This window comes from Bacillus sp. 105MF (assembly GCF_000374885.1).
GTDB lineage: Bacteria > Bacillota > Bacilli > Bacillales > Bacillaceae_G > Bacillus_A > Bacillus_A pseudomycoides.
This window is the reverse complement of the sequence record NZ_KB895579.1, coordinates 103,656-125,949: the sequence shown is the minus strand read 5'-3', so window position 1 is coordinate 125,949 and position 22,294 is coordinate 103,656. Positions and strand designations below refer to the sequence as shown.

18 protein-coding genes, 1 pseudogene and 3 riboswitches are annotated in these 22,294 nt (G+C 35.8%); of the genes and pseudogenes, 4 read left to right on the top strand and 15 right to left on the bottom strand.

What is annotated here, in order from left to right; genetic code table 11:
- Window positions 1-14: 14 nt before the first annotated feature.
- From C564_RS0119880 to C564_RS0119865, 4 genes and pseudogenes are all read right to left on the bottom strand, one after another.
- Window positions 15-283: pseudogene (locus C564_RS0119880) on the bottom strand (thioredoxin family protein).
- A 147-nt stretch (window positions 284-430) separates the two neighbouring features.
- Window positions 431-1,099: a methionine ABC transporter permease gene (locus C564_RS0119875; protein WP_018766543.1), complete on the bottom strand. Its 669-nt coding sequence runs from the start codon at window positions 1,097-1,099 to the stop codon at window positions 431-433.
- Complete coding sequence (locus tag C564_RS0119870) at window positions 1,074-2,114, bottom strand: methionine ABC transporter ATP-binding protein (RefSeq protein WP_018766542.1); 1,041 nt, start codon at window positions 2,112-2,114, stop codon at window positions 1,074-1,076. The genes C564_RS0119875 and C564_RS0119870 overlap by 26 nt, the downstream gene beginning before the upstream one ends.
- 12 nt (window positions 2,115-2,126) lie before the next feature.
- Window positions 2,127-2,939: a MetQ/NlpA family ABC transporter substrate-binding protein gene (locus tag C564_RS0119865; RefSeq protein ID WP_018766541.1), complete on the bottom strand. Its 813-nt coding sequence runs from the start codon at window positions 2,937-2,939 to the stop codon at window positions 2,127-2,129.
- Window positions 2,940-3,025: 86 nt separating this feature from the next.
- Window positions 3,026-3,139: riboswitch (SAM riboswitch) on the bottom strand.
- A 235-nt stretch (window positions 3,140-3,374) separates the two neighbouring features.
- On the opposite strand from C564_RS0119865, the gene C564_RS0119860 reads away from it, so the two are divergent.
- Window positions 3,375-3,692 (top strand): hypothetical protein, encoded by a 318-nt coding sequence (locus C564_RS0119860; protein WP_003194427.1) that lies wholly within the window; start codon window positions 3,375-3,377, stop codon window positions 3,690-3,692.
- Window positions 3,693-3,790: 98 nt separating this feature from the next.
- On the opposite strand, the gene C564_RS0119855 is transcribed toward C564_RS0119860, so the two are convergent.
- The 5 genes from C564_RS0119855 to C564_RS0119830 all read right to left on the bottom strand — a co-directional run bounded on the left by C564_RS0119855 (window position 3,791) and on the right by C564_RS0119830 (window position 8,640).
- Window positions 3,791-5,332 (bottom strand): ABC-F family ATP-binding cassette domain-containing protein, encoded by a 1,542-nt coding sequence (locus C564_RS0119855; protein ID WP_018766540.1) that lies wholly within the window; start codon window positions 5,330-5,332, stop codon window positions 3,791-3,793.
- Window positions 5,333-5,830: 498 nt separating this feature from the next.
- Entirely contained in the window at window positions 5,831-6,580 is a 750-nt protein-coding gene (locus C564_RS0119845; protein ID WP_018766538.1) for an ABC transporter ATP-binding protein, read from the bottom strand.
- Window positions 6,577-7,575 carry an ABC transporter substrate-binding protein gene (locus tag C564_RS0119840; protein ID WP_018766537.1) on the bottom strand — a complete coding sequence of 333 codons (999 nt, stop codon included), beginning with the start codon at window positions 7,573-7,575 and terminating at the stop codon, window positions 6,577-6,579. Before C564_RS0119840 ends, C564_RS0119845 begins: the two co-directional genes overlap by 4 nt.
- Window positions 7,572-8,348, bottom strand: coding sequence for an ABC transporter permease (locus C564_RS0119835; protein ID WP_018766536.1), 777 nt, complete (start codon window positions 8,346-8,348; stop codon window positions 7,572-7,574). Before C564_RS0119835 ends, C564_RS0119840 begins: the two co-directional genes overlap by 4 nt.
- Window positions 8,320-8,640 carry an MTH1187 family thiamine-binding protein gene (locus C564_RS0119830; protein WP_006093425.1) on the bottom strand — a complete coding sequence of 107 codons (321 nt, stop codon included), beginning with the start codon at window positions 8,638-8,640 and terminating at the stop codon, window positions 8,320-8,322. The genes C564_RS0119835 and C564_RS0119830 overlap by 29 nt, the downstream gene beginning before the upstream one ends.
- A 104-nt stretch (window positions 8,641-8,744) precedes the next feature.
- Window positions 8,745-8,846: riboswitch (TPP riboswitch) on the bottom strand.
- A gap of 14 nt (window positions 8,847-8,860) precedes the next feature.
- Here C564_RS0119830 and C564_RS32335 point away from each other — a divergent pair.
- Window positions 8,861-9,148 carry a hypothetical protein gene (locus C564_RS32335; protein WP_003203777.1) on the top strand — a complete coding sequence of 96 codons (288 nt, stop codon included), beginning with the start codon at window positions 8,861-8,863 and terminating at the stop codon, window positions 9,146-9,148.
- Window positions 9,149-9,425: 277 nt separating this feature from the next.
- Window positions 9,426-10,739 (top strand): anaerobic C4-dicarboxylate transporter family protein, encoded by a 1,314-nt coding sequence (locus C564_RS0119820; RefSeq protein ID WP_018766534.1) that lies wholly within the window; start codon window positions 9,426-9,428, stop codon window positions 10,737-10,739.
- A gap of 74 nt (window positions 10,740-10,813) precedes the next feature.
- Here the strand turns inward: C564_RS0119820 and ilvA are convergent, their stop codons facing one another.
- The 3 genes from ilvA to thiM all read right to left on the bottom strand — a co-directional run bounded on the left by ilvA (window position 10,814) and on the right by thiM (window position 13,686).
- Window positions 10,814-12,022 (bottom strand): threonine ammonia-lyase, encoded by a 1,209-nt coding sequence (gene ilvA, locus C564_RS0119815; RefSeq protein ID WP_018766533.1) that lies wholly within the window; start codon window positions 12,020-12,022, stop codon window positions 10,814-10,816.
- Between the two features lie 164 nt (window positions 12,023-12,186).
- Window positions 12,187-12,861, bottom strand: a complete 675-nt coding sequence (gene thiE / locus C564_RS0119810; protein WP_081621496.1) for a thiamine phosphate synthase — start codon at window positions 12,859-12,861, stop codon at window positions 12,187-12,189.
- 6 nt (window positions 12,862-12,867) lie between these two features.
- Entirely contained in the window at window positions 12,868-13,686 is an 819-nt protein-coding gene (gene thiM / locus C564_RS0119805) for a hydroxyethylthiazole kinase (RefSeq protein WP_338141915.1), read from the bottom strand.
- Window positions 13,687-13,746: 60 nt separating this feature from the next.
- A riboswitch (TPP riboswitch) is annotated at window positions 13,747-13,856 on the bottom strand.
- A gap of 538 nt (window positions 13,857-14,394) precedes the next feature.
- On the opposite strand from thiM, the gene C564_RS0119800 reads away from it, so the two are divergent.
- Window positions 14,395-16,587, top strand: coding sequence for a DNA topoisomerase III (locus C564_RS0119800; RefSeq protein WP_018766530.1), 2,193 nt, complete (start codon window positions 14,395-14,397; stop codon window positions 16,585-16,587).
- Window positions 16,588-16,621: 34 nt separating this feature from the next.
- On the opposite strand, the gene C564_RS0119795 is transcribed toward C564_RS0119800, so the two are convergent.
- From C564_RS0119795 to C564_RS0119785, 3 genes are all read right to left on the bottom strand, one after another.
- Window positions 16,622-19,399: a YhgE/Pip domain-containing protein gene (locus C564_RS0119795; RefSeq protein WP_018766529.1), complete on the bottom strand. Its 2,778-nt coding sequence runs from the start codon at window positions 19,397-19,399 to the stop codon at window positions 16,622-16,624.
- A gap of 309 nt (window positions 19,400-19,708) precedes the next feature.
- The gene (locus tag C564_RS0119790) at window positions 19,709-20,500 is read right to left on the bottom strand and encodes an endonuclease/exonuclease/phosphatase family protein (RefSeq protein WP_003194752.1); all 792 of its coding nucleotides are present in this window, start codon (window positions 20,498-20,500) and stop codon (window positions 19,709-19,711) included.
- 3 nt (window positions 20,501-20,503) lie between these two features.
- Entirely contained in the window at window positions 20,504-22,141 is a 1,638-nt protein-coding gene (locus tag C564_RS0119785; protein ID WP_003194749.1) for a PTS transporter subunit IIBC, read from the bottom strand.
- Window positions 22,142-22,294: the final 153 nt, after the last annotated feature.

Below are 22,294 nucleotides of genomic sequence, written 5' to 3'. Positions count from 1 at the left end.
AACGTTTGTAATATTCATTCTATATTCCCTAAGGAAATAAATCGTGACTCACAAAGTATTTCTTTTCCTTGATGAAATAATAAAACTGTTGGTGCTGTAAATACTAAATACTTCGCTGAAATTTCTTTCATATCCTCCAATGAAACGACAATATTTTCCACATTTTTATAATGCTTTAACAAACGATTTACCTTCTCTAACATCACATCACGCCACAATTTCCGGTTTTTATGAATAAAAGTAATCATCCTTGTTCTTCAATATATGCTATTAATTCTTCCATTACATATTTTTACTATTATTTTACACGAAAAATTTAAATGATACCACGATATGGTATCTAAAAAAATTAGGTCTCAATTTTATTTATACCTATATTCCAAAAAATAAAAAAGTGCGGTACCTCTTATATTAGAGCTACCGCACTTTTTCAATCTTTCTTTAATTTTCTCGCAATCCCGTTCCCTAGAGATTGTAATCCTTGAACAAGAATAATTAGGATAAAGACTGTTGCATACATCACTTCTGGCTCATAACGCAAATGACCGAATCGATATGCTAAATCTCCAAGACCACCTGCTCCTACAAGTCCAGCCATCGCAGTTGCACCGATTAATCCAATCGTTGCGATGGTCAAGCCGAGCACAAGCGATGGACGCGCTTCTCTAACCATAACGTGCCAAATAATTTTTATAGTAGAAACTCCCATCGCTTGATACGCCTCAATTACACCACGATCCACTTCTAGTAAAGCTGTTTCCATTAAACGTGCAATATAAGGAGCTGTAAATACAACAAGCGGTACAATCACACCTTTCACACCAATTGAAGTTCCCATAAGCATTTTTGTAAACGGTAGAATGAAGAATAATAGAATAATAAATGGAATAGAACGAATGACATTAATAATTGTATTAAAAATAGGGTATACGATTTTATTCTCTAGTTGACCACCAGGCCTTGTTAAAACAAGTGTTACTCCTAGTGGCAATGCAATAATAATTGATATAAGTAGTGAAATTGATGTCATTTGAAACGTTTGAATCGTTGCTTCCCATATCACGTTACTCCATTCATCCAAAAAGGACTTGTTTCCCATACTCTTTCCTACCTCCTTCTACGATGATTCCTTGTTCCTGTAAAAATACTAAAGCTCTATGTACCTCGTTTTCTTCACCTTGCATATGAACAACGAGTTTACCGTACGCTTCACGCTTTAATTGTGTAATATTACCAGATAAAATATTGGGATACACTTGGAATCGTTTTGTAGCAACAGCCAATGCTGGTTCTCCTGAAGAGTTCCCTATAAACGAAAGCGTTACAATCTCCCCAGTGTTTTTTAGCTCTTTCTGTACCTCTTCCGGAATTTTAGCTACAAAAGCGCTGTTTACAAATTTTTTCGTGGTTACATGTTGCGGATTTGTAAAAATATCCTTTACTGTGCCACTCTCAACCACAGCCCCATTCTCCATTACAGCAACTCGATCACATATACGCTGAATTACATTCATTTCGTGTGTAATTAGCAAAATCGTAATACCTATTTTCTCATTGATCTCTAGTAGCAAATCTAAAATAGAATCTGTTGTTTCTGGGTCTAATGCACTTGTCGCTTCATCACTTAGCAAAATTTCTGGTTCATAGGATAGTGCACGCGCAATCGCAACACGCTGTTTTTGACCACCAGAAAGCTCACTTGGATATGCATCTTTTCTATCAAAAAGGTCAACAATACGTAAATATTTTTCTACTCTTTTTTCAATTTCAGTTTTTGGAATCCCAGCTAGACGTAAAGGTAATGCAATATTTTCATAAACATTGACTGTTTTTAATAAGTTAAATCCTTGAAAAATCATCCCGATTTTGTGTCTCGCTTGCGCTAACTCTTTTGTAGATAAAGTTGTTAAATCTTTTTCATTTACAATTATATTTCCTGTTGTTGGTTTTTCTAATAAATTTACACAACGGATTAATGTACTTTTACCAGCGCCACTATATCCGATGATTCCAAATACTTCTCCTTTCTCTACTTTAAGAGAAATTGGTTTAAGAGCTTCAACCTTACCTTTTTTTGTTGTAAATACTTTGGATACATTTTTCAGTTCAATCATTATAGTCAGCTCCTACCAAGATGGCAAAACAGAACCATCGAATTTTTTCTCGATAAACTCTTTAACTTCTTTAGATTGATAAGCTTTCTTTAATTTTTTTACAGCTGCATCATCCTTATTTCCCGTACGAACAACCACCCAGTTTACATATGGTGAATCTTTTCCTTCACGGAAAATAGAATCTTTAGCTGGATTTAGTTTTGCACCTAATGCAAAATTCGTATTAATCGCCGCTGCTTTTACTTCATCTAGCTGCGTTGGTAATTGTGACGCCTCTAATTCAACAATTTTCAAATTCTTCGGATTCTCAATCACATCTTTTGCAGTTGCTTTCTCGGTTGCTTTTGGATCAACCTTTAAAACACCTGCTTTTTCAAATAATTTTAATGCCCGAAGTTCATTCGTTGGATCATTGGGTACAGCAATTGCATCTCCATCTTTTAACTCTTTTACATCTTTCAGTTTTTTAGAATATACTCCCATTGGGAACGTTACCGTTGAAAATACTTCTGTCAATTTCATATTGCGTTCTGCTTTAAATACATCTAAATAGGATTTCGTTTGATAGCTATTCACATCAATGTCTTTTTCGTCTAACGATACATTTGGTGCTACATAATCATTAAATACCTTTAAATCAACTTGTAGACCATCTTTTGCCGCCACTTCTTTTACTTTTTCAAAAATCTGTTCATGTGGTCCACCTGTTACACCAACTGTAATCTTTTTCTCATCTAGCGCTTTTGCTTCCTTCCCCGAATCAGCACTACATGCGCCTAATAACAATACCGTTCCACTTACAATACTTAACAACAACTTTTTCATATACAATTCCTCCTTATATATATCTGTTCTTAAACAAAAAACACCTCTCAAATAAGAGAGGTGTCGAATAGACAAAATAGGCTCCTCTCTTATCTTCCAAAACGAAAATCGTTTTGCAGGAATTAGCACCTTAGCTTATAATTCATAAGCTCGGTTGCCGGGCATCATAGGGCCAGTCCCTCCGCCTCTCTGGATAAGAGTATTTGTATTAAATTTTTCAAAAACTATGGTACTAATAGTAAATCTCACAAAAAATTTTGTCAATAGAATTTTTCTGAATATAATTTATTTACGAATAATTGATTTCTTTCTTCTAATTATCTATTTGGTAGTCTCTAGACGTAATGAGCAATAGCTATGTACAAAGTATCCCTATCGTTAATATACTAGAACAGCAAATACTTTATATAAACAAACGAAAAGAGGTTATACTGTATGCAAGATAAACATGCTATACAAACCCTACTATTATCTCAGATAGAAAAACTCTCTCAATCCTTTCATTACGATTTTTTATATGAAGAGGCACAACAAGGAACACTATGCCAAATACTTTTACGAGATGATAACGGCTCCATCGTAGCAACGCCACTTAGTTTTCATATGTTGATAAACGAAGTTGCTGGTAAAGGAGAACTTGTTTTTTATAACGACCATGGTGAATTTCATCGACAAAAATTTGATATTTATACGGAAGACAGTATTGTTAAATTACTATTATTCATTCAAGAACGACTACAAGTAAATCAATAAATAATATGAAAGCAGCTACGTAACATGTAGCTGCTTCATGATCTTCATACTAAAATATTTTATGTCTTGCCCATTACACTCCTAAATAAACGGCTCTCTTATTTTTTAGTAACGTTCATTTCCTCCAGATTCCAAACTCTCGTCACCCAAGATTCATAAAAAGAAGGTTCATGAGAAACGAGTAAAATTGTTCCTTGATAGTGTTCTAAAGCTTCTCTCAATGCCTCTTTCGCCTGTACATCTAAATGATTCGTCGGCTCATCTAGAATTAAAACATTACTCCGCATTAACATAAGTTCACATAAACGTACCTTCGTTTGTTCTCCACCACTTAAAAGGCAAAGAGACTGCCGAATATGTTCTTCCTTTAAACCACACCTTGCTAAAGATTGACGAACTTCTTTTTGCGTCATATCTGGACGACCTGACCATACTTGCTCAAGTGGTGTAACTTCTACCCTAAATTCTTCTTGAGCAAAATATGCAGGTTGTACCCGTTCTCCAATATGAACTCTCCCACTTAATGGTTCTAATTGTCCTAACAACGTTTTTAGCATTGTTGTTTTTCCAATTCCATTATGACCAACAATTGCAATCTTTTCGCCCCTTTTCACTTGTAAATTAAGGGACGGAAACAATGGCTCCACGTAACCAATTTGAATTTGCTGTGCTTGTAATATGCGGCTCACAGGCTCAGTGTGAATCTGAAAATGAAAACGCGGCCGTGGTACATCGTTATGTTTTCCAATTTTTTTCATTTTCTCCAATACCTTTTCACGGCTTTTTGCCTGCTTTGCTTTTCGAATTTTATTTTTTTGAATAAAACTCTCTAAATTTGCAATTTCCTTTTGTTGTCTCGTATAAGCCACTTGCAATTGCTGCTTCTGCAAGCGATAACTTTCTAAAAATCTTTCATAATTCCCCGTATAGCGCTTTATTGTTTGCCCTTCTAAATGATAAATAACATTCGTAATATTGTTTAAAAATGATTCATCATGTGACACAACAATATAGGCATGCTCATACGCTTGTAAATACGCCCTTAGCCAATCTATATGAACTGTATCTAAATAGTTTGTTGGTTCATCTAATAGTAAAACATGTGGCTTCTCTAAAAGAAGCTTCCCAAGTAATAACTTTGTACGCTGGCCACCACTTAATTTTGAAACATCTTTTTTCATCCCTAAGTCTAACAATCCTAAACCAGCTGCTACTTCTTCTATTTTCGTATGAACTTGATAAAAATCTGAACCCTCTAGTATATTTTGTAATTCACCATAGTGTACTAATAACTTATCTAAGTCTGTTTCCTTTGCCATCTTTTCAGCACTGACTATCATTTCACGTTCAATCGCATACAAATGAGAAAATGCACTTTGTAAATATTCCTCAATTGTTGTTCCTTCTTGTAAATCAATGTGCTGCTCTAAAAACCCCGCCTTTACATGCGGAAACCATTCAATCATTCCCCCATCAGGCAAAACTTCTCCTATTAAAAGCCGAAGCAATGTTGACTTTCCTGCACCATTACTTCCGACAAGCCCCGCATGTTCACCTTGTAATAATCGAAAACAAGCATTATATAAAATGGTTTTATCTCCATACGTATGTGTAAGATTTTCTACTGTTAATACGCTCATTTTTGTTCTCTCCTTTTCTTTATAACTAACAAGCCAAATAGGGAGAACAGCAAAATAAAGATCTTATTTAATTGTATATATGAAAAATGGGTAAGGTGAACACACCTTACCCATTACACATTACTATTGTAAAAAAGGATTAAGGTTCTTTACCTGCTGTCTTCAATTTGGCTTAAACTTTAAAAATGGGCAGACTTCTCCCATATCAAGCTAAAACCATTTGAAGAACAGTTGATAAAGTCATCTTATCCTTTCACTCCTTTATAAATCATTATTGTCTTATAATAAGCATGCACCATGCTCTTATATTTTATTCGTTATGAATCTTTTGGTTCCTCTTTTTCTTTTAAAATTCCTTTGGACATTTTCTCCATTGCATACAGACTTGTAAAATCTAAAATGAGTGAATCCACTCTTTGTTCAATCATTTAACCCATTGTTTCTCCCTCTAAAAAAAAAAGCTTCTTAACAGTCACAAAAACTGTTAAGAAGCTTTCATTACTTCCTCATATAAGGAGCCAATATCCCTAAAATCTCGGCCTTATCTTCTTTTAACTCAAGAGATGTTAACATTTCCATCGTTCGAGGACGTGGTAAGTTAACCTTTACTTCACCTACAATCGTAGCTGGCCTTTGTGACATAATGAATACACGATCAGATAATAGAATCGCTTCATCTAAGTCATGTGTTACCATCACGATTGTTTGCTTCTCTTGATGCCATGAATCTAAAAGCCAACGATGCACTTCCATTTTTGTAAATGCATCTAACTTACCAAAGGGTTCATCAAGCAGCATAATCGGCTTTTCGCATAAATAGGTACGAAGGAAACTAATACGCTGACGCATACCACCGGATAATGCATCTGGATAATGATTTGCGTATTCAGCTAGACCAAATTGTTGTAGGGCTTCCATTCCTTCTGTAAGTCTCTCTTTCTTTGGCTTCCCATCAATTTCTAATGGAAGAACAATATTTTGTAGTGCTGAACGCCACGGGAGCAACAAATCTTGTTGCGGCATATAACTTACAATATCCTGTTTTTGAACAAGGGTATCGTTATAGATTACCTCACCACTAGTTGTCTCTTCAACACTCGCAATCAGATTTAATAACGTGCTTTTTCCGCAACCACTTGGGCCTACAAACGAGACAAACTCACCTTCTTGTATAGAAGCACTAATCTTTTCTAGTACATTTTTCCCATCAAATGCTTTCACAACATCTTTTATTTGTAATCCGTTCATTTTTCGCTTGGAAGGAACTCGTTTGTAAAGGCATCTTTTACATCAATTTTCTTTTTAATAACTTTGTTATCGTGTAAGAAATTCATATAATTTGTCCAAACTTCTTCCTTCTGTACTCCCCACGCTTTCGCATCGTCTTGATACTTCGTACTTAACCATTTTTGGCTCTCTTGTACTAACTCTTTATTAATGTCCGGTACATTTTTAATTAAAATATCAGCCGCTTCTTTTGGCTCTTTAATTGCAAAGTTATATCCTTCTGCCGTTGCGTTCATGAATTTTTTCACAAAATCTTTATCTTGCTTTGTATGCTTTTCACTTGTAATAATGACAGGACTATAGAAATCTAACGCTGGATCTAAATCTTTTACCATGATCGTATTTAATTCTTTTCCTTGTCGTTTTGCTTCAATGCCATCCCAGCCATAATAAATCCATTCAAAGTCTGCATCGCGGCCAATTGATTTAAAGAAATCTGTTTGTCCAAGAACAACCTTTTCTACTTTACTAAAATCAGCTTGATGCTTATCCATAATTGTTTTTAACGTCGCTTCTTCTGCTGGTGCACCCCAGCCCCCATAACGCTTACCTTCAAACCCTTTCGGAGAGGTAATATTATCTTTTTTCAGTGATGCAAATGCAGATGTATTATGTTGAATAATTGCTCCAATTGAAACAACCGGTATTCCTTCAACACGAGCTGATGTTACGTTTTCTTGATAACTCACACCGAAATCAGCTTTTCCTGAAGCAATCATTTGCTCTGCCGATACGTTATCACCCGGCTGAATAATTTCTACATCTAAACCTTGTTTTTTATAGTAGTCTTTCGTCTTTGCTACATATAAACCAGTATGGTTTGTATTCGGGAACCAGTCTAAAACAACTTTTACTTTCTTCCCTTTATCTGTACTCTCTTCTTTCTTCGCCGCATTACAGCCAACAACACCAGCTGCAAGTATTGCAGCTAGCATCACTTTTAAGCCTTTTTTCATTTTCTGTCGTCCTTTCTGTATATCCATGGTGCTGTTAGTCTTGCCATAAATTCTACGATAAAATACAAGAGCAATGTCACCATGACAATAATTGCTGCAATACCAAATACACGAGCTGTTAAAAAGGATTTTGTTGCACGAGTAAGCATAACACCTAATCCCTCGCTCGCACCAAGCCACTCCCCAATAATCGCTCCCATCACGCTATATGTAACAGCAATTTTTAAGCCAGAGAAAAAATATGGAAGCACGGCAGGGAATTTTACCTTCTGATAGATTTGCCATTTTGTCGCACGCATTGTTTGCAGCAACTTGAGCATGTTTTTATCTACTGTTTGAAAACCTTCTAAAATACTAAGAGCAATTGGAAAGAAACAAACAAGAATAACGACCATCACCTTTGGGAGCATTCCATATCCAAACCAAATAATAAATAGAGGGGCTAGTACGACAATCGGAATGGTTTGTGAAATAACGAGTAACGGATTAATTAAAATGCGAAATAACGGAATCACATCCATAATAATTGCAATACTCGTTCCAAGTAAAATCGCAAAGAATAATCCAATGATAACTTCTTGCAAAGTTTGTATTGTATTTGGTAGTAATAAATCCTTCATTCCAATCAGTTCCTGTACAATAGCAGAAGGTTTAGGCAAAATCCACTGTTCAATTTGAAATAATGAAACAGATCCTTCCCATATAGCAATGAGAAGGATAAGCCAAATCGTTGTAATTGTTATGTTAGATCGTTTCTGGTTTTTCATATTCATCACGGTACTTCCAAACTTTCTCATCAATCGTTACACCTGTACTTGGACGATAATGAATTTTAATAGAAGTAATAACCTCTTCTGCTCCAGCATCGACACAAGCTTGTTGTGCACGTTTAATCACGTCAAGAAGCACGTCTAATTCTCCTTCTAGTGTTGTTTCCATCGCACCTACTTCATAACGAACACCCGATTGTTGTACGACTTCAATTGCTTTATCAACAACGGCATACACATCTTTCGTTTTTGCTTGTGGTACGACTGAAAATGAAATTGTAACTTGTTGTGACATCCGAAAATCCTCCTTGCAAAATATGTTTTGTAAAAAGAAAAGGCTTTCCTACAAAATACGTAGGAAAGCCTTGTATGCAAGTTATTATACAACAACATCTGCTTACATCACTTTAAGTAACTCCCTACGCTGGCATTATCCAGATCAGGTTGAGGGTCGATGCTTACTTACATCCTCTCAGCCAATTGGCTCCCCGGTCTTAATTCGTTTTCATTGTAGCATGATTTATTTTTTCAAACAAACAAATCCACATTTTTTTCATAATATGATACCGCTCATAAACTATTGGTCATATATTTTCAAAGAAGCTGGTGCCTCAAAACTTGGTAAATGGCATTTTTGGCTCTTAAATATCGGACTACCGATTACGATGATTGCACTCGCTCTTGAGATTTATGGCTACCATGCAGCTATACCTTTTGTTGCTGGTGGAAGTATTCTTGTTGTTCTTGCTATTATCATTTTTGCTATTAATATTTTCACACAAATTAAAGAATCTCTAAAATAAGTCTCTTTCATAAGAAAAAAGCAGAAACGGATGAATTCGTTTCTGCTTTTTTCTTTGCAACACATTTACTATACGTCCATTATTTCTTATTTATATATTAAATTAAAGTAATTGTTTTTCCGAAATAATGTCACAAAATATAGTGAATGTTACATTTTATGTGTTATATAATAAAAAGGTTGATTTAACAGGTTTTTATTTGTTTAATTTAATAATTGGCATTCAAATTAAATTATTCAAAAATATCTTACCATATAGATTTCGGAGGTGTTTCATCATGTTTTGGCTACAATTTATTACCTTATTACTCTGCATTTTTATCGGTGCACGCCTTGGTGGAGTTGGACTAGGGGTAATGGGTGGAGTTGGTATGGCAATACTTGTATTCGTATTCCATTTACAACCTACAGCTCCTCCTATTGACGTTATGCTGATGATTTTAGCAGTCATTACAGCTGCAGGTGCCTTACAAGCTGCAGGTGGAATGGATTACCTTGTTCATCTTGCAGAAAAAGCACTTCGTAAAAACCCGAAGCGCATTACATTTTTCGCACCTATTGTGACATATTTATTTACATTGTGCGCTGGAACTGGGCATGTTGCCTATTCCGTACTTCCCGTTATTGCAGAGGTATCACGTGAATCAGGAATTAGACCTGAACGCCCGATGTCAATTGCCGTAATCGCTTCGCAACAAGCAATTACAGCAAGTCCAATCTCTGCTGCAACTGTGGCCCTGTTAGCAATGCTAGCTGATTATAAAATTACATTGTTAGATATTTTAAAAGTAAGTATTCCTTCTACTTTCATCGCTTGTATGCTAGCTGCTTTCGTTGCCAGCAAAATGGGTAAAGAGTTAAATGAAGACCCTGAATACTTGAAACGATTAAAAGAAGGAATGATTCCTAAACTTGAAGAAAAGAAAGAATTTATCGGTGCAAAGGGCGCCAAATTATCTGTTGTTCTCTTCTTATTTGCAACTATTTTTGTTGTTCTTCTTGGTTCATTCGAAGCACTTCGTCCAGGATGGATGATAGACGGAAAATTAGTTCGGCTTTCAATGCCAAACACAATTGAAATGGTAATGTTAACAATTGCTGCTCTTATTATTATCTTCTGTAAGCCAAATGTAGAAAGCATTGTATCTGGAAATGTCTTCAAAGCCGGCGCTACAGCCGTTGTTGCAATCTTCGGTATCGCTTGGATGGGAGACACATTCTTCAATGGAAACTTAAGTACGATTCAAGGATCGATTCAACACCTAGTAACAAGCGCACCATGGTTATTCGCTATTGCGCTATTTATCCTATCTATTTTACTATATAGCCAAGCTGCAACAGTACGTGCGTTAGTGCCACTCGGATTATCACTTGGTATTTCACCAGCACTTCTTATTGCCATGTTCCCTGCAGTAAACGGTTATTTCTTCATTCCAAACTACGGAACAATTGTTGCTGCGATCAACTTTGACCGTACAGGAACAACACGTATTGGTAAATATGTATTAAATCATAGCTTTATGATTCCTGGTCTGGTTGCGACATTTGCTTCCATTGGAATTGGGATGCTACTAATTTCAATTATGTTTTAATATATAAAAAGCACAAACTTTTTCTGAATAAAGTTTGTGCTTTTTTCATTTAATCAAACGTTTGTTTAAATTCTTTATTCAATAACCTCTACATTATATCCTTTCTTCTCTATCGCGCTTAGCACTTCTTCAATATGGTTTTTATCTTTCGTTTCTAACGATAAATGGAGCTGTGCATACCCAGGAAACACCTTTGTTCCAATTCTCTCTAAATGAATATGTAATACGTTCGCTTCAAAATTTGTCACAATTTCAAGTAAGTGTTGCAAATGTCCTGGTTTATCCTTAATTGTTGTCGCAATGTGAACAAATCGACCAGCTTCAACCATTCCATGTTCAATAATACGAGTGATAAAGTTTACGTCGACATTCCCTCCACTTAAAACTGACACAACCTTTTTTTCTTTCACAGGTACTTTTTGATATAGTAGCGCCGCTACTGAACTAGCACCGGACCCCTCTACTAATAATTTATTGCGTTCAAGTAGCATTAGCATCGTTCGTGCAATTTCCATTTCATCCACACAAAAAATATCATCTACGTAGCGCTCTACAAGCTGAAAAGTAAGCTCACCTGGTCTTTTTACCGCGATTCCATCTGCCATAGTCGGTGAAGATTCTACTGTAATTACTTTCTTTTCTTCAAAGGATTGCTTCATACCTGGACAGGCAAGCGCTTGTACACCATATATTTTTACCGATGGCTTCTGTTCTTTAATCGCCATCGCTATACCTGCAATTAAACCTCCACCTCCAACAGGACAGATTACTGCATCTATATCATCAAGCTGCTGCATAATTTCTAATCCAACTGTACCTTGACCAGCAATGACAGCCTCATCATCAAACGGGTGAACAAACTTCGCTCCCGTTTGTTCTTTTAAATCAAGTGCGTAAGCTAAAGCATCGTCAAATACATCACCTTGCAATTCCACGTGTGCTCCGTATCGCTTCGTCGCTAGCACTTTACTAAGCGGGGCACCTTTTGGCATCACAATCGTACAAGGAATACCGAGCATATTACTAGAATAGGCAACTCCTTGTGCATGATTTCCAGCAGATGCTGCAATAACTCCATTTTCTAGTTCTCCTTTTTCTAAAGAAACCATCTTATTATAAGAACCACGTACTTTAAAAGAGCCGGTTTTTTGTAGATTTTCAAGCTTTAAATACACTTCATTCTTTGATAATTCACTAAATGTACTTGAATAATCCAGTGGTGTCATATGTACAATGCCTTTCATTTTCTCATGAGCAGCTATAATATCTTGTAAAGAAATCATATGTTCCCCTCCGAAACGATATATGTTCACACATATTAGTTTGAGCCGCACACTTTGTTTTATACGACAAAAAACCATTTCTTCAGATTAGAAATGGTTCTTCCCATATATCAACTGGTGAGGGATGATAATCAGTACGGGATGAAGCCCCCCCCCCCCACTAATTAAAGTTTCACTTTATCATTAAAAATACCTGTCAGTAAAGACGTACTTTCATAAGGGGAATCCGCTAAACTAATGGCAGAAATAACAGAAACTCCATCAGCCCCTGCCTCTATAACAGAGGCAGCATTTTCAACTGTAATTCCTCCAATACCAACAATCGGGATTGTAATTCTCTCTTCTCTAAAATAACGTAATCCTTTCGTTCCTTGCACCGCTTTTGTATCTTTCTTCGTACTCGTCGGAAAAATAGGTCCTACTCCTAAATAATCCGCTCCATTTGCAATGGCAAAGCGTGCTTCTTCTATCGTATGGGCAGATACCCCAACAATTTTATCTCCCATTTTTTCACGAACGGATGTAATTCCCTCATCATCTTGTCCAACATGAATACCATCTGCATCTAATTCAATTGCTAAGTCTACATCATCATTCACGATAAATGGAACATTATATTCTTTACAAAGTGCTTGTAACTGCTTTGCAAAATGGACTCGTTCTTTGCCAGTTAAAGCTCCTTCACCCTTTTCACGAAATTGAAAAAGGGTCACTCCACCATCTAGCGCTTCTTTCATCACTCGTAATGGATCCTTTTGGCAATTGTTACTACCCATAATAAAATACACTTGCAATAATTTGGACATTTGCTGTTGATTAATGCGCGCCATTTCCCTCATCCTTTCTTACTGCACCTCTTGGATATTTCCATATTGTTCAATATCATCCACAGTAATGTTTGCTAGCTGATTCAAAAATTCGATTTGGAAACTGCCCGGTCCTAGCTCCACGGTTTTTGCAGCAGCGATTTCTGCTGCTACCCCATAAAACGTTAATGCAGCAACTGCTGCTTTCACATAATCTTTTTCAACCGCTGCAAATGCTCCCATTACAGAAGTTAACAAACATCCCGTCCCTGTAACTTTCGTTAAGATTGGATGGCCGTTACGAATGATAAAAGTTCGCTCACCATTTGTTACAACATCTTCTTTTCCGGTAATAACCGCGACTGTATCTAGTTCATCTGCTGCTTGTTTCGCAATTCCTACAACATCTCCATTTCCAGCACCAACATCAACACCTTTAATTTCCCATTTTTCATTGATAACATTAGCAATTTCCGCTGCATTCCCGCGAATCATTGCTAATTTCACTTCACTTGGAATATGTCTTGCTACTTCAGTTCGGTAAGAAGTAGCTCCAGCACCAACTGGATCAAATAATATTGGTACATGATGTGTATTCGCAGACTTTCCAGCAATTAGCATCGCTTCTACTTCTTCAGGACGAAGCGTACCCATATTTAAAACAAGTGCTCCTGCAATGCTAGCCATTTCAGCCACTTCTTCTTTTGCATACGCCATAACTGGTGATGCTCCTACTGCAAGTAAACCATTGGCCGTAAAATTTGTCACAACAACATTTGTAATATTATGCACAAGTGGATTAGACTCTCTTACTACTTCCACTACTTTTGCGATTTCTTGTAAATTCATTCTTTTCATCTCCTAATTTAGTAATGGGAGATACACAAAAAGACACTTCGCGTATGCAAAGTGCCTGAATATGTGCTTTTACACTCTCCCTACGCTGGCATTATCCAACAGGTTCAAATGGTCAACGACAGATTAGCCGTACTCTCAGTTTGCTTCCGCAAACTCCCATGTGTTTTCTTATTCATCTAATTCAGAGTCTACTCTTATTCTCTTAAAATAACAAGTTACAAGTTTTTGTCATCTTAATATGTAAGTACAAATTGAAAAAACGATAAAAACCCTTTTTTAGGTGGGAGAGAGCATCCTGCCATACATAGAAGCGGTCAGGTCCTCTTTTAGCCCCATGCCAAGTTCAAACAAAGTGAGAAAATGAGAGCAGTTCCCTTTTTTCTTTTGAACCAAATTTCAATTTTGCCAAAGCTTCCGCTAACGCAGGATTACGCGGCTCATCATCTTGATTTTATTGTTTCATATACTTCGCAACATCGCGTTTTGATACTTTTCCGCCTTGTGAAATAATGGTTTGTCCTTTTAAAAAAGGACAAAGATATCCTACTATTTTGTTATATCCGAAATACTAAAATTTTCACCCTCTTAACTAGTCAAGGATATAGAGTATTTAATTCATAACAAAAGGTTAGAATCTTCGGCATAACTGAATCCGCAAAGGATGTATGCTATATTTAACTTACGGAAACTTGAAAGGATGTTTTAAATATGGCAAAAAGTGTTGTAATTGCTGAAAAACCTTCTGTTGCACGTGATATTGCACGTGTATTGAAGTGTGATAAAAAAGGAAATGGTTATCTTGAAGGTAATAAATATATCGTTACTTGGGCTTTAGGGCATCTTGTTACATTAGCAGACCCAGAAAGCTATGATGTGAAATACAAAAAGTGGAATCTAGAAGATCTGCCAATGCTACCTGAACGTTTGAAATTGACAGTGATTAAGCAAACTGGCAAACAGTTTAATGCCGTTAAAAGTCAACTGATTAGAAAAGATGTTACCGAAATAATAGTGGCTACAGACGCAGGAAGAGAGGGAGAATTAGTCGCGCGTTGGATTATTGATAAAGTTAAAATTAATAAACCTATCAAGCGTCTATGGATTTCATCTGTTACTGATAAAGCAATCAAAGATGGCTTCGCAAACTTAAAGCCAGGTAAAGCATATGAAAATTTATACGCTTCAGCTGTCGCACGTTCGGAGGCTGACTGGTATATCGGGCTTAATGCAACACGTGCATTAACTACTCGATTTAATGCTCAACTAAACTGTGGTCGTGTACAAACACCTACTGTGGCTATCATTGCAGGTCGTGAGGACGAAATTAAAAACTTCAAAGCACAAACATACTACGGCATTGAAGCTCAAACAACAGAAAAGTTAAAATTGACTTGGCAAGATGCTAAAGGGAATGGTCGTAGTTTTGATAAAGCAAAAATCGATACGATTGTGAAAAAACTCGATAAACAAAATGCCACTGTCACGGAAATTGAGAAAAAGCAGAAAAAATCATTCGCTCCTGGTCTTTATGATTTAACTGAGCTACAACGTGATGCGAATAAAATCTTTGGTTACTCTGCAAAAGAAACATTAAACATTATGCAAAAATTATATGAGCAACATAAAGTACTCACTTACCCTCGTACAGATTCACGCTATATTTCATCTGATATCGTCGGAACACTTCCAGAGCGTCTAAAAGCGTGTGGAGTAGGAGAATACCGTCCTTTAGCTCATAAAATTTTAAATAAGCCTATAAAATCCACTAAAGCATTTGTTGATGATAGTAAAGTAAGCGATCATCACGCAATCATCCCAACGGAAAGCTATGTGAATTTCTCAGCTTTCACAGATAAAGAACGCAAAATTTATGATTTAGTGGTAAAACGTTTCTTAGCAGTTTTATTCCCAGCCTTTGAATATGAACAACTAACATTACGCACGAAAATTGGTGATGAAACGTTTGTTGCACGTGGCAAAACGATTTTACATTCTGGTTGGAAAGAAGTATATGAAAACCGCTTTGAAGATGACGATGCAGTTGAAGATTTAAAAGAGCAAATTTTACCTCGCATTGAAAAAGGCGATACATTAAGCGTAAAACTAATTGCTCAAACATCAGGTCAAACAAAACCACCTGCACGCTTTAATGAAGCAACGTTACTTTCAGCAATGGAAAACCCTACAAAATACATGGATACGCAAAACAAACAACTTGCTGATACGTTAAAATCAACTGGTGGATTAGGTACTGTGGCTACACGAGCTGACATTATTGACAAACTATTTAATTCATTCTTGATTGAAAAACGTGGTAAAGATATTCACATTACATCAAAAGGTCGTCAGTTACTTGATTTAGTACCGGAAGAACTAAAATCTCCTACACTAACTGCTGAATGGGAACAAAAACTTGAAGCTATCGCAAAAGGTAAATTAAAAAAAGAAATTTTCATTTCCGAGATGAAAAACTATACAAAAGAAATCGTTGCTGAAATTAAATCAAGCGATAAAAAGTATAAGCATGAAAACATTTCAACAAAAACTTGTCCAGACTGTGGCAAACCGATGCTTGAAGTAAACGGCAAAAAAGGTAAAATGCTTGTATGCCAAGACCGCGAATGTGGTCATCGTAAAAATGTATCCCGTACGACAAATGCAAGATGCCCTCAATGTAAGAAAAAACTAGAACTTCGCGGTGAAGGAGATGGGCAAATCTTCGCATGTAAATGTGGATATCGCGAGAAGCTTTCTACATTCCAAGAGCGCCGCAAGAAAGAATCAGGAAATAAAGCAGATAAACGCTACGTGCAAAAATATATGAAGCAGCAACAAAAAGAAGAAGAAGAGCCATTAAATAACGCACTAGCAGAAGCATTAAAAAAGTTAAAATTTGAATAAAAAAAGTTCCTACCGCTCTCGGTAGGAACTTTTTTTAATGAATAATTTTACTTCCTTTTGCATTCTCAACAAATTTCTCACTCGACTTGTTAATCGGTGTTTTCAGTACCAATGCAAGTACAAGCATGATTACCACAAAGACACTTAACACGAGAAGATCTCTTATCACAATATCCCAAAGCATTCCGCCCACTGTTTCACGAATCACGCTAATTGCATATGTGAACGGTAAGAACGGATATATCAATTGGAAGAATCTTGGAAGCATTTGAATTGGGAATGTTCCGCCTGATCCAGCTACTTGTAGTACGAGTAAAATGATTGCCATCGATTTCCCAATGTTTCCGAAAACAGAAACGAGTGAATACACGATACAAACAAAGACTCCACCAATGAATAAGCTGAATAGAACAAACCAAAACTTATCAACTACATACGTACCAAGTAAGAAAATATCTCCCATCGATACGATAAACGCCTGTGCAAGACCTATCGTTAAGAATGTTAAAAAGCGTCCGAAGTAAATCTCATGACTCTTATAATTTGCCTCTGGCTCATGTACTTCTACTGTTAATAATGAAACCATTAAAAGTGCCCCTACCCATAATGCAAGTACTGTATAGAATGGTGACATCCCTGAACCGTAGTTTGGCATCGCAAATAATTTATTTTCTTTTAAATTTACTGGATTTGCAAAGTAATCACTTTGCTGTTCAACATCATTTTTCAATAACTTGATGATATCTTTTATATCTTCTTCCGATTCAAATTTACGAATTTTATCTGCTAATTCTTTAATCTTTTTCTCAGTAGCCGGCATTTCTGCTTTAATATCTTCAACTTTCTTCGTGCCTTCCACTAATCCTTTTGATGAATCTTCTAGCAGTTTTTTTACATCTGGAAGCTTTTTATCTGCGTCGTTTAAAAGCTTAGATGTATTTTTTGACATCTCTTTTGTACGTGCGATTGCTGCATTGAAGTTTGGAACAATTTCGGAATCGTATTTTGCTAAAAAGTCTCCTAATTGTGTTGAAGCCATTTTAGTTGCTTCGTTAATACTTTCAATTACATCTTTTGTAGGTTTTTGCCCATTGTTAATAAGTGTAACCCCTTTATTTGTTGCATCCACACCCTTTTCAAGAGTACTTTTTACTTTATTTAATTTTGCAATTCCATTATCAAGGTTTTTATCACTATTTACATCACCTAAAACCTTATTTGTACTCTCTAAAACAGGAATTATATCATCAATCATGCTAATACCTGCTTGTAATTGACCGTTCAAACTGTTTAAAGCTACTTTTGTAGACTCTACTCCATTGACTCCTTTAGTTTGTAAATCTTCTTTTACTTTATTATATTCAGCCTTGGCTTTCTCATAATCCTCATTTATCTTGCTTTCTGTTTGTTCTTTAAATTGAACTGCTTTTTTGTAATCTGCTACAAACGTGTCATTATAATCTTTTTCAGCTTGATCAATGAGACCATTTACTGTATTTAACTTTTGATTAATCCCATCTCTCACATCTTGATTTACTTCTTGACCTGTACTAATTAAATCATTAAGATGCTTAAATCGATTATTTAAGTCCTGCAGTCCATCTCTAATCGCTGTTAAATGTGTTACTCTATCACCAAAACCATTTTTTGCATCATTTTGAAGTGTAGACATCATATCAATAATTGAAGAAAGATTATCAATATGTGTTTGATAATTATTAGAAATGGTTTCAATATTTTTCTTCGCTATCTCTGGATCAATTTTCCCATTAGACAGTCCGTCCATAACACTTTGTGCATACGCTGTGGTCGTGCGTGCTGAACTTAATGCATTATTCACAGTTTGATTAATATTTTTCGCAATATTTTTATATCCCTCATCATTCAATTGTGGGATTTGGGAAAGTGATGGGAATTCAGGAAGATTCAAATCAACTCCTGGATGCATTAAAAAATTAGTAAAGGCATTTGCCTTATCCATCGCATCTTTTACCACAGTTAAGTCGTTTCTTATAACCCCAGGAGCATCTTTTAATGTTTGATCATTTCTTGCAAAGAATGTATCCAGGTTCTTCAGTGCATCCTGACCATCATTCATCACACTCTCAACTATCGGTAAATCTTCTTGTACAACTTTCACAAGATCTTGTGCTCTAGTCGCATCATCTAACGCTGTATCCACAAGTTTATACATTTCTGGGAACTCTGCTTCTAACTTAAATACAAGATCCTTTACTTTTTCAATACTTGGTAAGTTTGTTTCTAAATCGATTCCAAGGTCATTGAAGATTTCAAAAATCTCACCGTTTGCTGTTTTAACGAAGTTTTTACTGATTTCTTCTGTTATACCTGATGCACCTTTCGCTGTAATTTTCGGTGCAATGGCATTGACCTTTTCATTCACAAAATAATCAAGTTCTGGTTTTTGTGGGTTATCGCTAATTACCGTTGCAATTTTTTCAGAGAAATCTTTCGGAATCGTAATACTTGCATAATAATCCCCGTGTTCTACTCCATAAATTGCTTGCTTTTCATCAACAAATTTCCATCCCATATTTTTATTCTTTTTGAGCGAATCTACAATTTCATTCCCGATGTTAATATCTTTTCCCCGTAAATTTGATCCAGCATCTTGGTTGGAAACTGCAATTGGAACATCTTTCGTGTTCCCATATGGATCCCAGGAAGCTTTAATGTTAAACCATGCATATAACGATGGCAAAATCATAAGTCCTAATACAATTACAATCGCAGCCCAATGTTTGGCTACATTCCGTAAGTCTGTCGTATAAATACGCCATATCTGTTTCATATAAGCTATCACCTAATTATATATTTTTCCTTCTTTAGAAAATGATGCATGCATTTTGCAATTATATCATTTTCCTCATCGTGGATTAAACGAAAATGTACTATTTTTCCAAACGAAACACTTCACTTACTTCATTATATAACGAAGTCGATAAAGTATTCATACAAAATGACCAAATCGGTTTTACATTCAATAATAACAAATATATAGGAAATGTCATAAAAAATACAAGTATTTTATCTTGGAAATACTTGTATTCACAAAAAAATCCTCATAGCGCTTACATTGCTATGAGGATTTCTTCTATTATTATATATCTAATTGAACTTCTACTCCGAAATGATCTGAAATAATATTTCGATTTATACCATTGAAAATGACCTTTGAAGAAATAACTGTTTTTGGTTTGTTACTTAAAATAAGATCAATTCGTAAATTTTGCTTATTTTCATCCCAACCAGCAATTTTTCCTTGTACAGTTGTTCCTTCATCTTTTTTAAAAGCTAGTTCATATGTGTCATAAAGCCCTTTTTGCATGAGATAATCGTATCCTTCTCCTTGTAAACGGGCATTATTATTAAAATCGCCCATTAAAATTGAAAGTTCGTTTTCATTCACATGCTGCGTTAAACAATCCACTTGGCCTTGAAACGTTTCCTCCTCATCATTCCACCACCCAAGGTGACATGAATAAAACGTCATATTCTTTCCTTTATAAGAGACTGTTGCACTTACAATTTTACGTGCTTTCCAATAAGAAGTATCCTTACTTTCTGATACAAAGAAAGAATCTTGTTTCACAATAGGATGTTTCGTTATGATAGCTGAACCTTCTTCATATATGTCATAACCAATATGCGAGTAATCCCAAACAATATTGTAATTTCCTGAACCCAACTTCTCAAGCTCTGCAAGTAATACAAGGCCAAAGTTATCCTTTTTCTTATTACCGCATACATTTTGAGCTTTTATAGACTGACTAACCTCTTGCAAGGCAATAACATCGTAACCTTCTTCTTGAATCGTTTTAGCAAGATGTCTTATTTTTTCTATTTGATTCTCTTCTTGCCAAGAGTGGCAGTTTAAAGTGAGTAATTTCATTTATTATGCACCTAACATATCTTGGATGTCTGATTTCAACACATCAGCTTTCGGACCATATACCGCTTGAACACCTTTGTCTTTTACAATGAGACCTAAAGCACCGTTTTGCTTCCACTGTGCTTCTGGTGCAACAGCTTCTAAATTTTTCACTGTTACACGTAAACGTGTCATACAAGCATCTACATCCGCAATATTATCTTTTCCACCTAAAAGTTCAATAACCTTTGTTGCTAATGAACCCTCTTTTACATTCGTTGTGCCTTCTTCTGATTCATCTTCATTATCAATATAGTTCCCTGCACGACCTGGCGTTGGTAAATTGAATTTTTTAATTAAGAAATTGAATAATGTAAAGTTTAAACCGAAGAATACCGCTGACACAACAACAAAGTTAATTAAATCTCTTGTTAACCCCGCATTTATCATCATTGGTGTACGTGTAATTAACTCAATAAATCCAAATGCATGAACACGTAAGTTAATTAAATCCGCTAATGCAAATGCAAGTCCTGTTGTAATCGCGTATACAATATATAATACTGGTGCAATAAACATGAACATGAATTCAATTGGTTCCGTTACACCTGTTAAAAATACTGCTAATGCTGCAGATAAGAACATTGGTTTATATTTTGCACGTTTATCTTTATCGACATTACGGAACATCGCAAATGCAATACCAATTAATGATGCAGTTGAACCAATAACTTGCCCAACTTTGAAACGAGCTGGAACAACATTATTTAATAAATCGTTATATGCTTTTGTATCCCCTTTTGCTAACAAGTTATTTAAATCAGTAATCCATGCAAGCCATAATGGATCTTGTCCCGCAACAACCTGACCAACTTTTGCTCCAGTTAACATCGTATATGTTCCACCAAGCTCCGTATAGTTCATAGGAATCGTTAACATATGATGTAATCCGAACGGTAATAGTAAACGCTCTAATGTCCCGTATACAAATGGTGCAACAATTGGTGCACTATCTTTAGATGCTGCGATCCAGCGACCAAACTCATTTAATCCGCTTTGGATAAATGGCCATAAAAGTGATAAAGCAATCGCAGTAACTGTAGACCATACAATTACAACGAACGGTACAAAGCGTTTTCCGTTAAAGAACGCTAATGCTTGTGGTAATTTATTATAGTTATAGTATTTATTATATAAGGTAGCTCCTAAGAACCCTGTAATAATCCCTACGAATACTCCCATGTTCAATGCTGGTGCACCAAGTACAGAAGTGAAATAATCCTTTACAAGTAAATCTCCTGCTAATAATGAAGAAACTTTCGCTTTTGAATCCGTTAACATTTCAGCGTTAACACCAAATATAGCTCCCGTAATTCGGTTCGTTAAGACGAATGCTAACAGTGCTGCGAATGCACCACCTGCCCGGTCTTTCGCCCAAGACCCCCCAATTGCTACTGCAAATAAAATATGCAAGTTTGTAATAATTGCCCAACCGATGTCTTCCATTACTCTAGCAATTGTATGTACTGCATTTACATCCCCAGCAGACATACCAATTAGCTTACCGATGGAAATCATTAAGCCAGCAGCTGGCATAACAGCTACAACAACTAGCAATGCTTTCCCGAACTTCTGCCAAAAATCAAAAGACGTAATTTTCATCTGTTTTTTCCTCCTCTTTATTTATAAAATCCCTAGTAATATAGATAATAATTTCTTTTTGCCTACGAAAACGATACCTTTTTTAACGCAAACGTTTTCATAAATCTATTTTAATAAAAGCGTTTTCATATTGCAATATAAATTTATTATTTT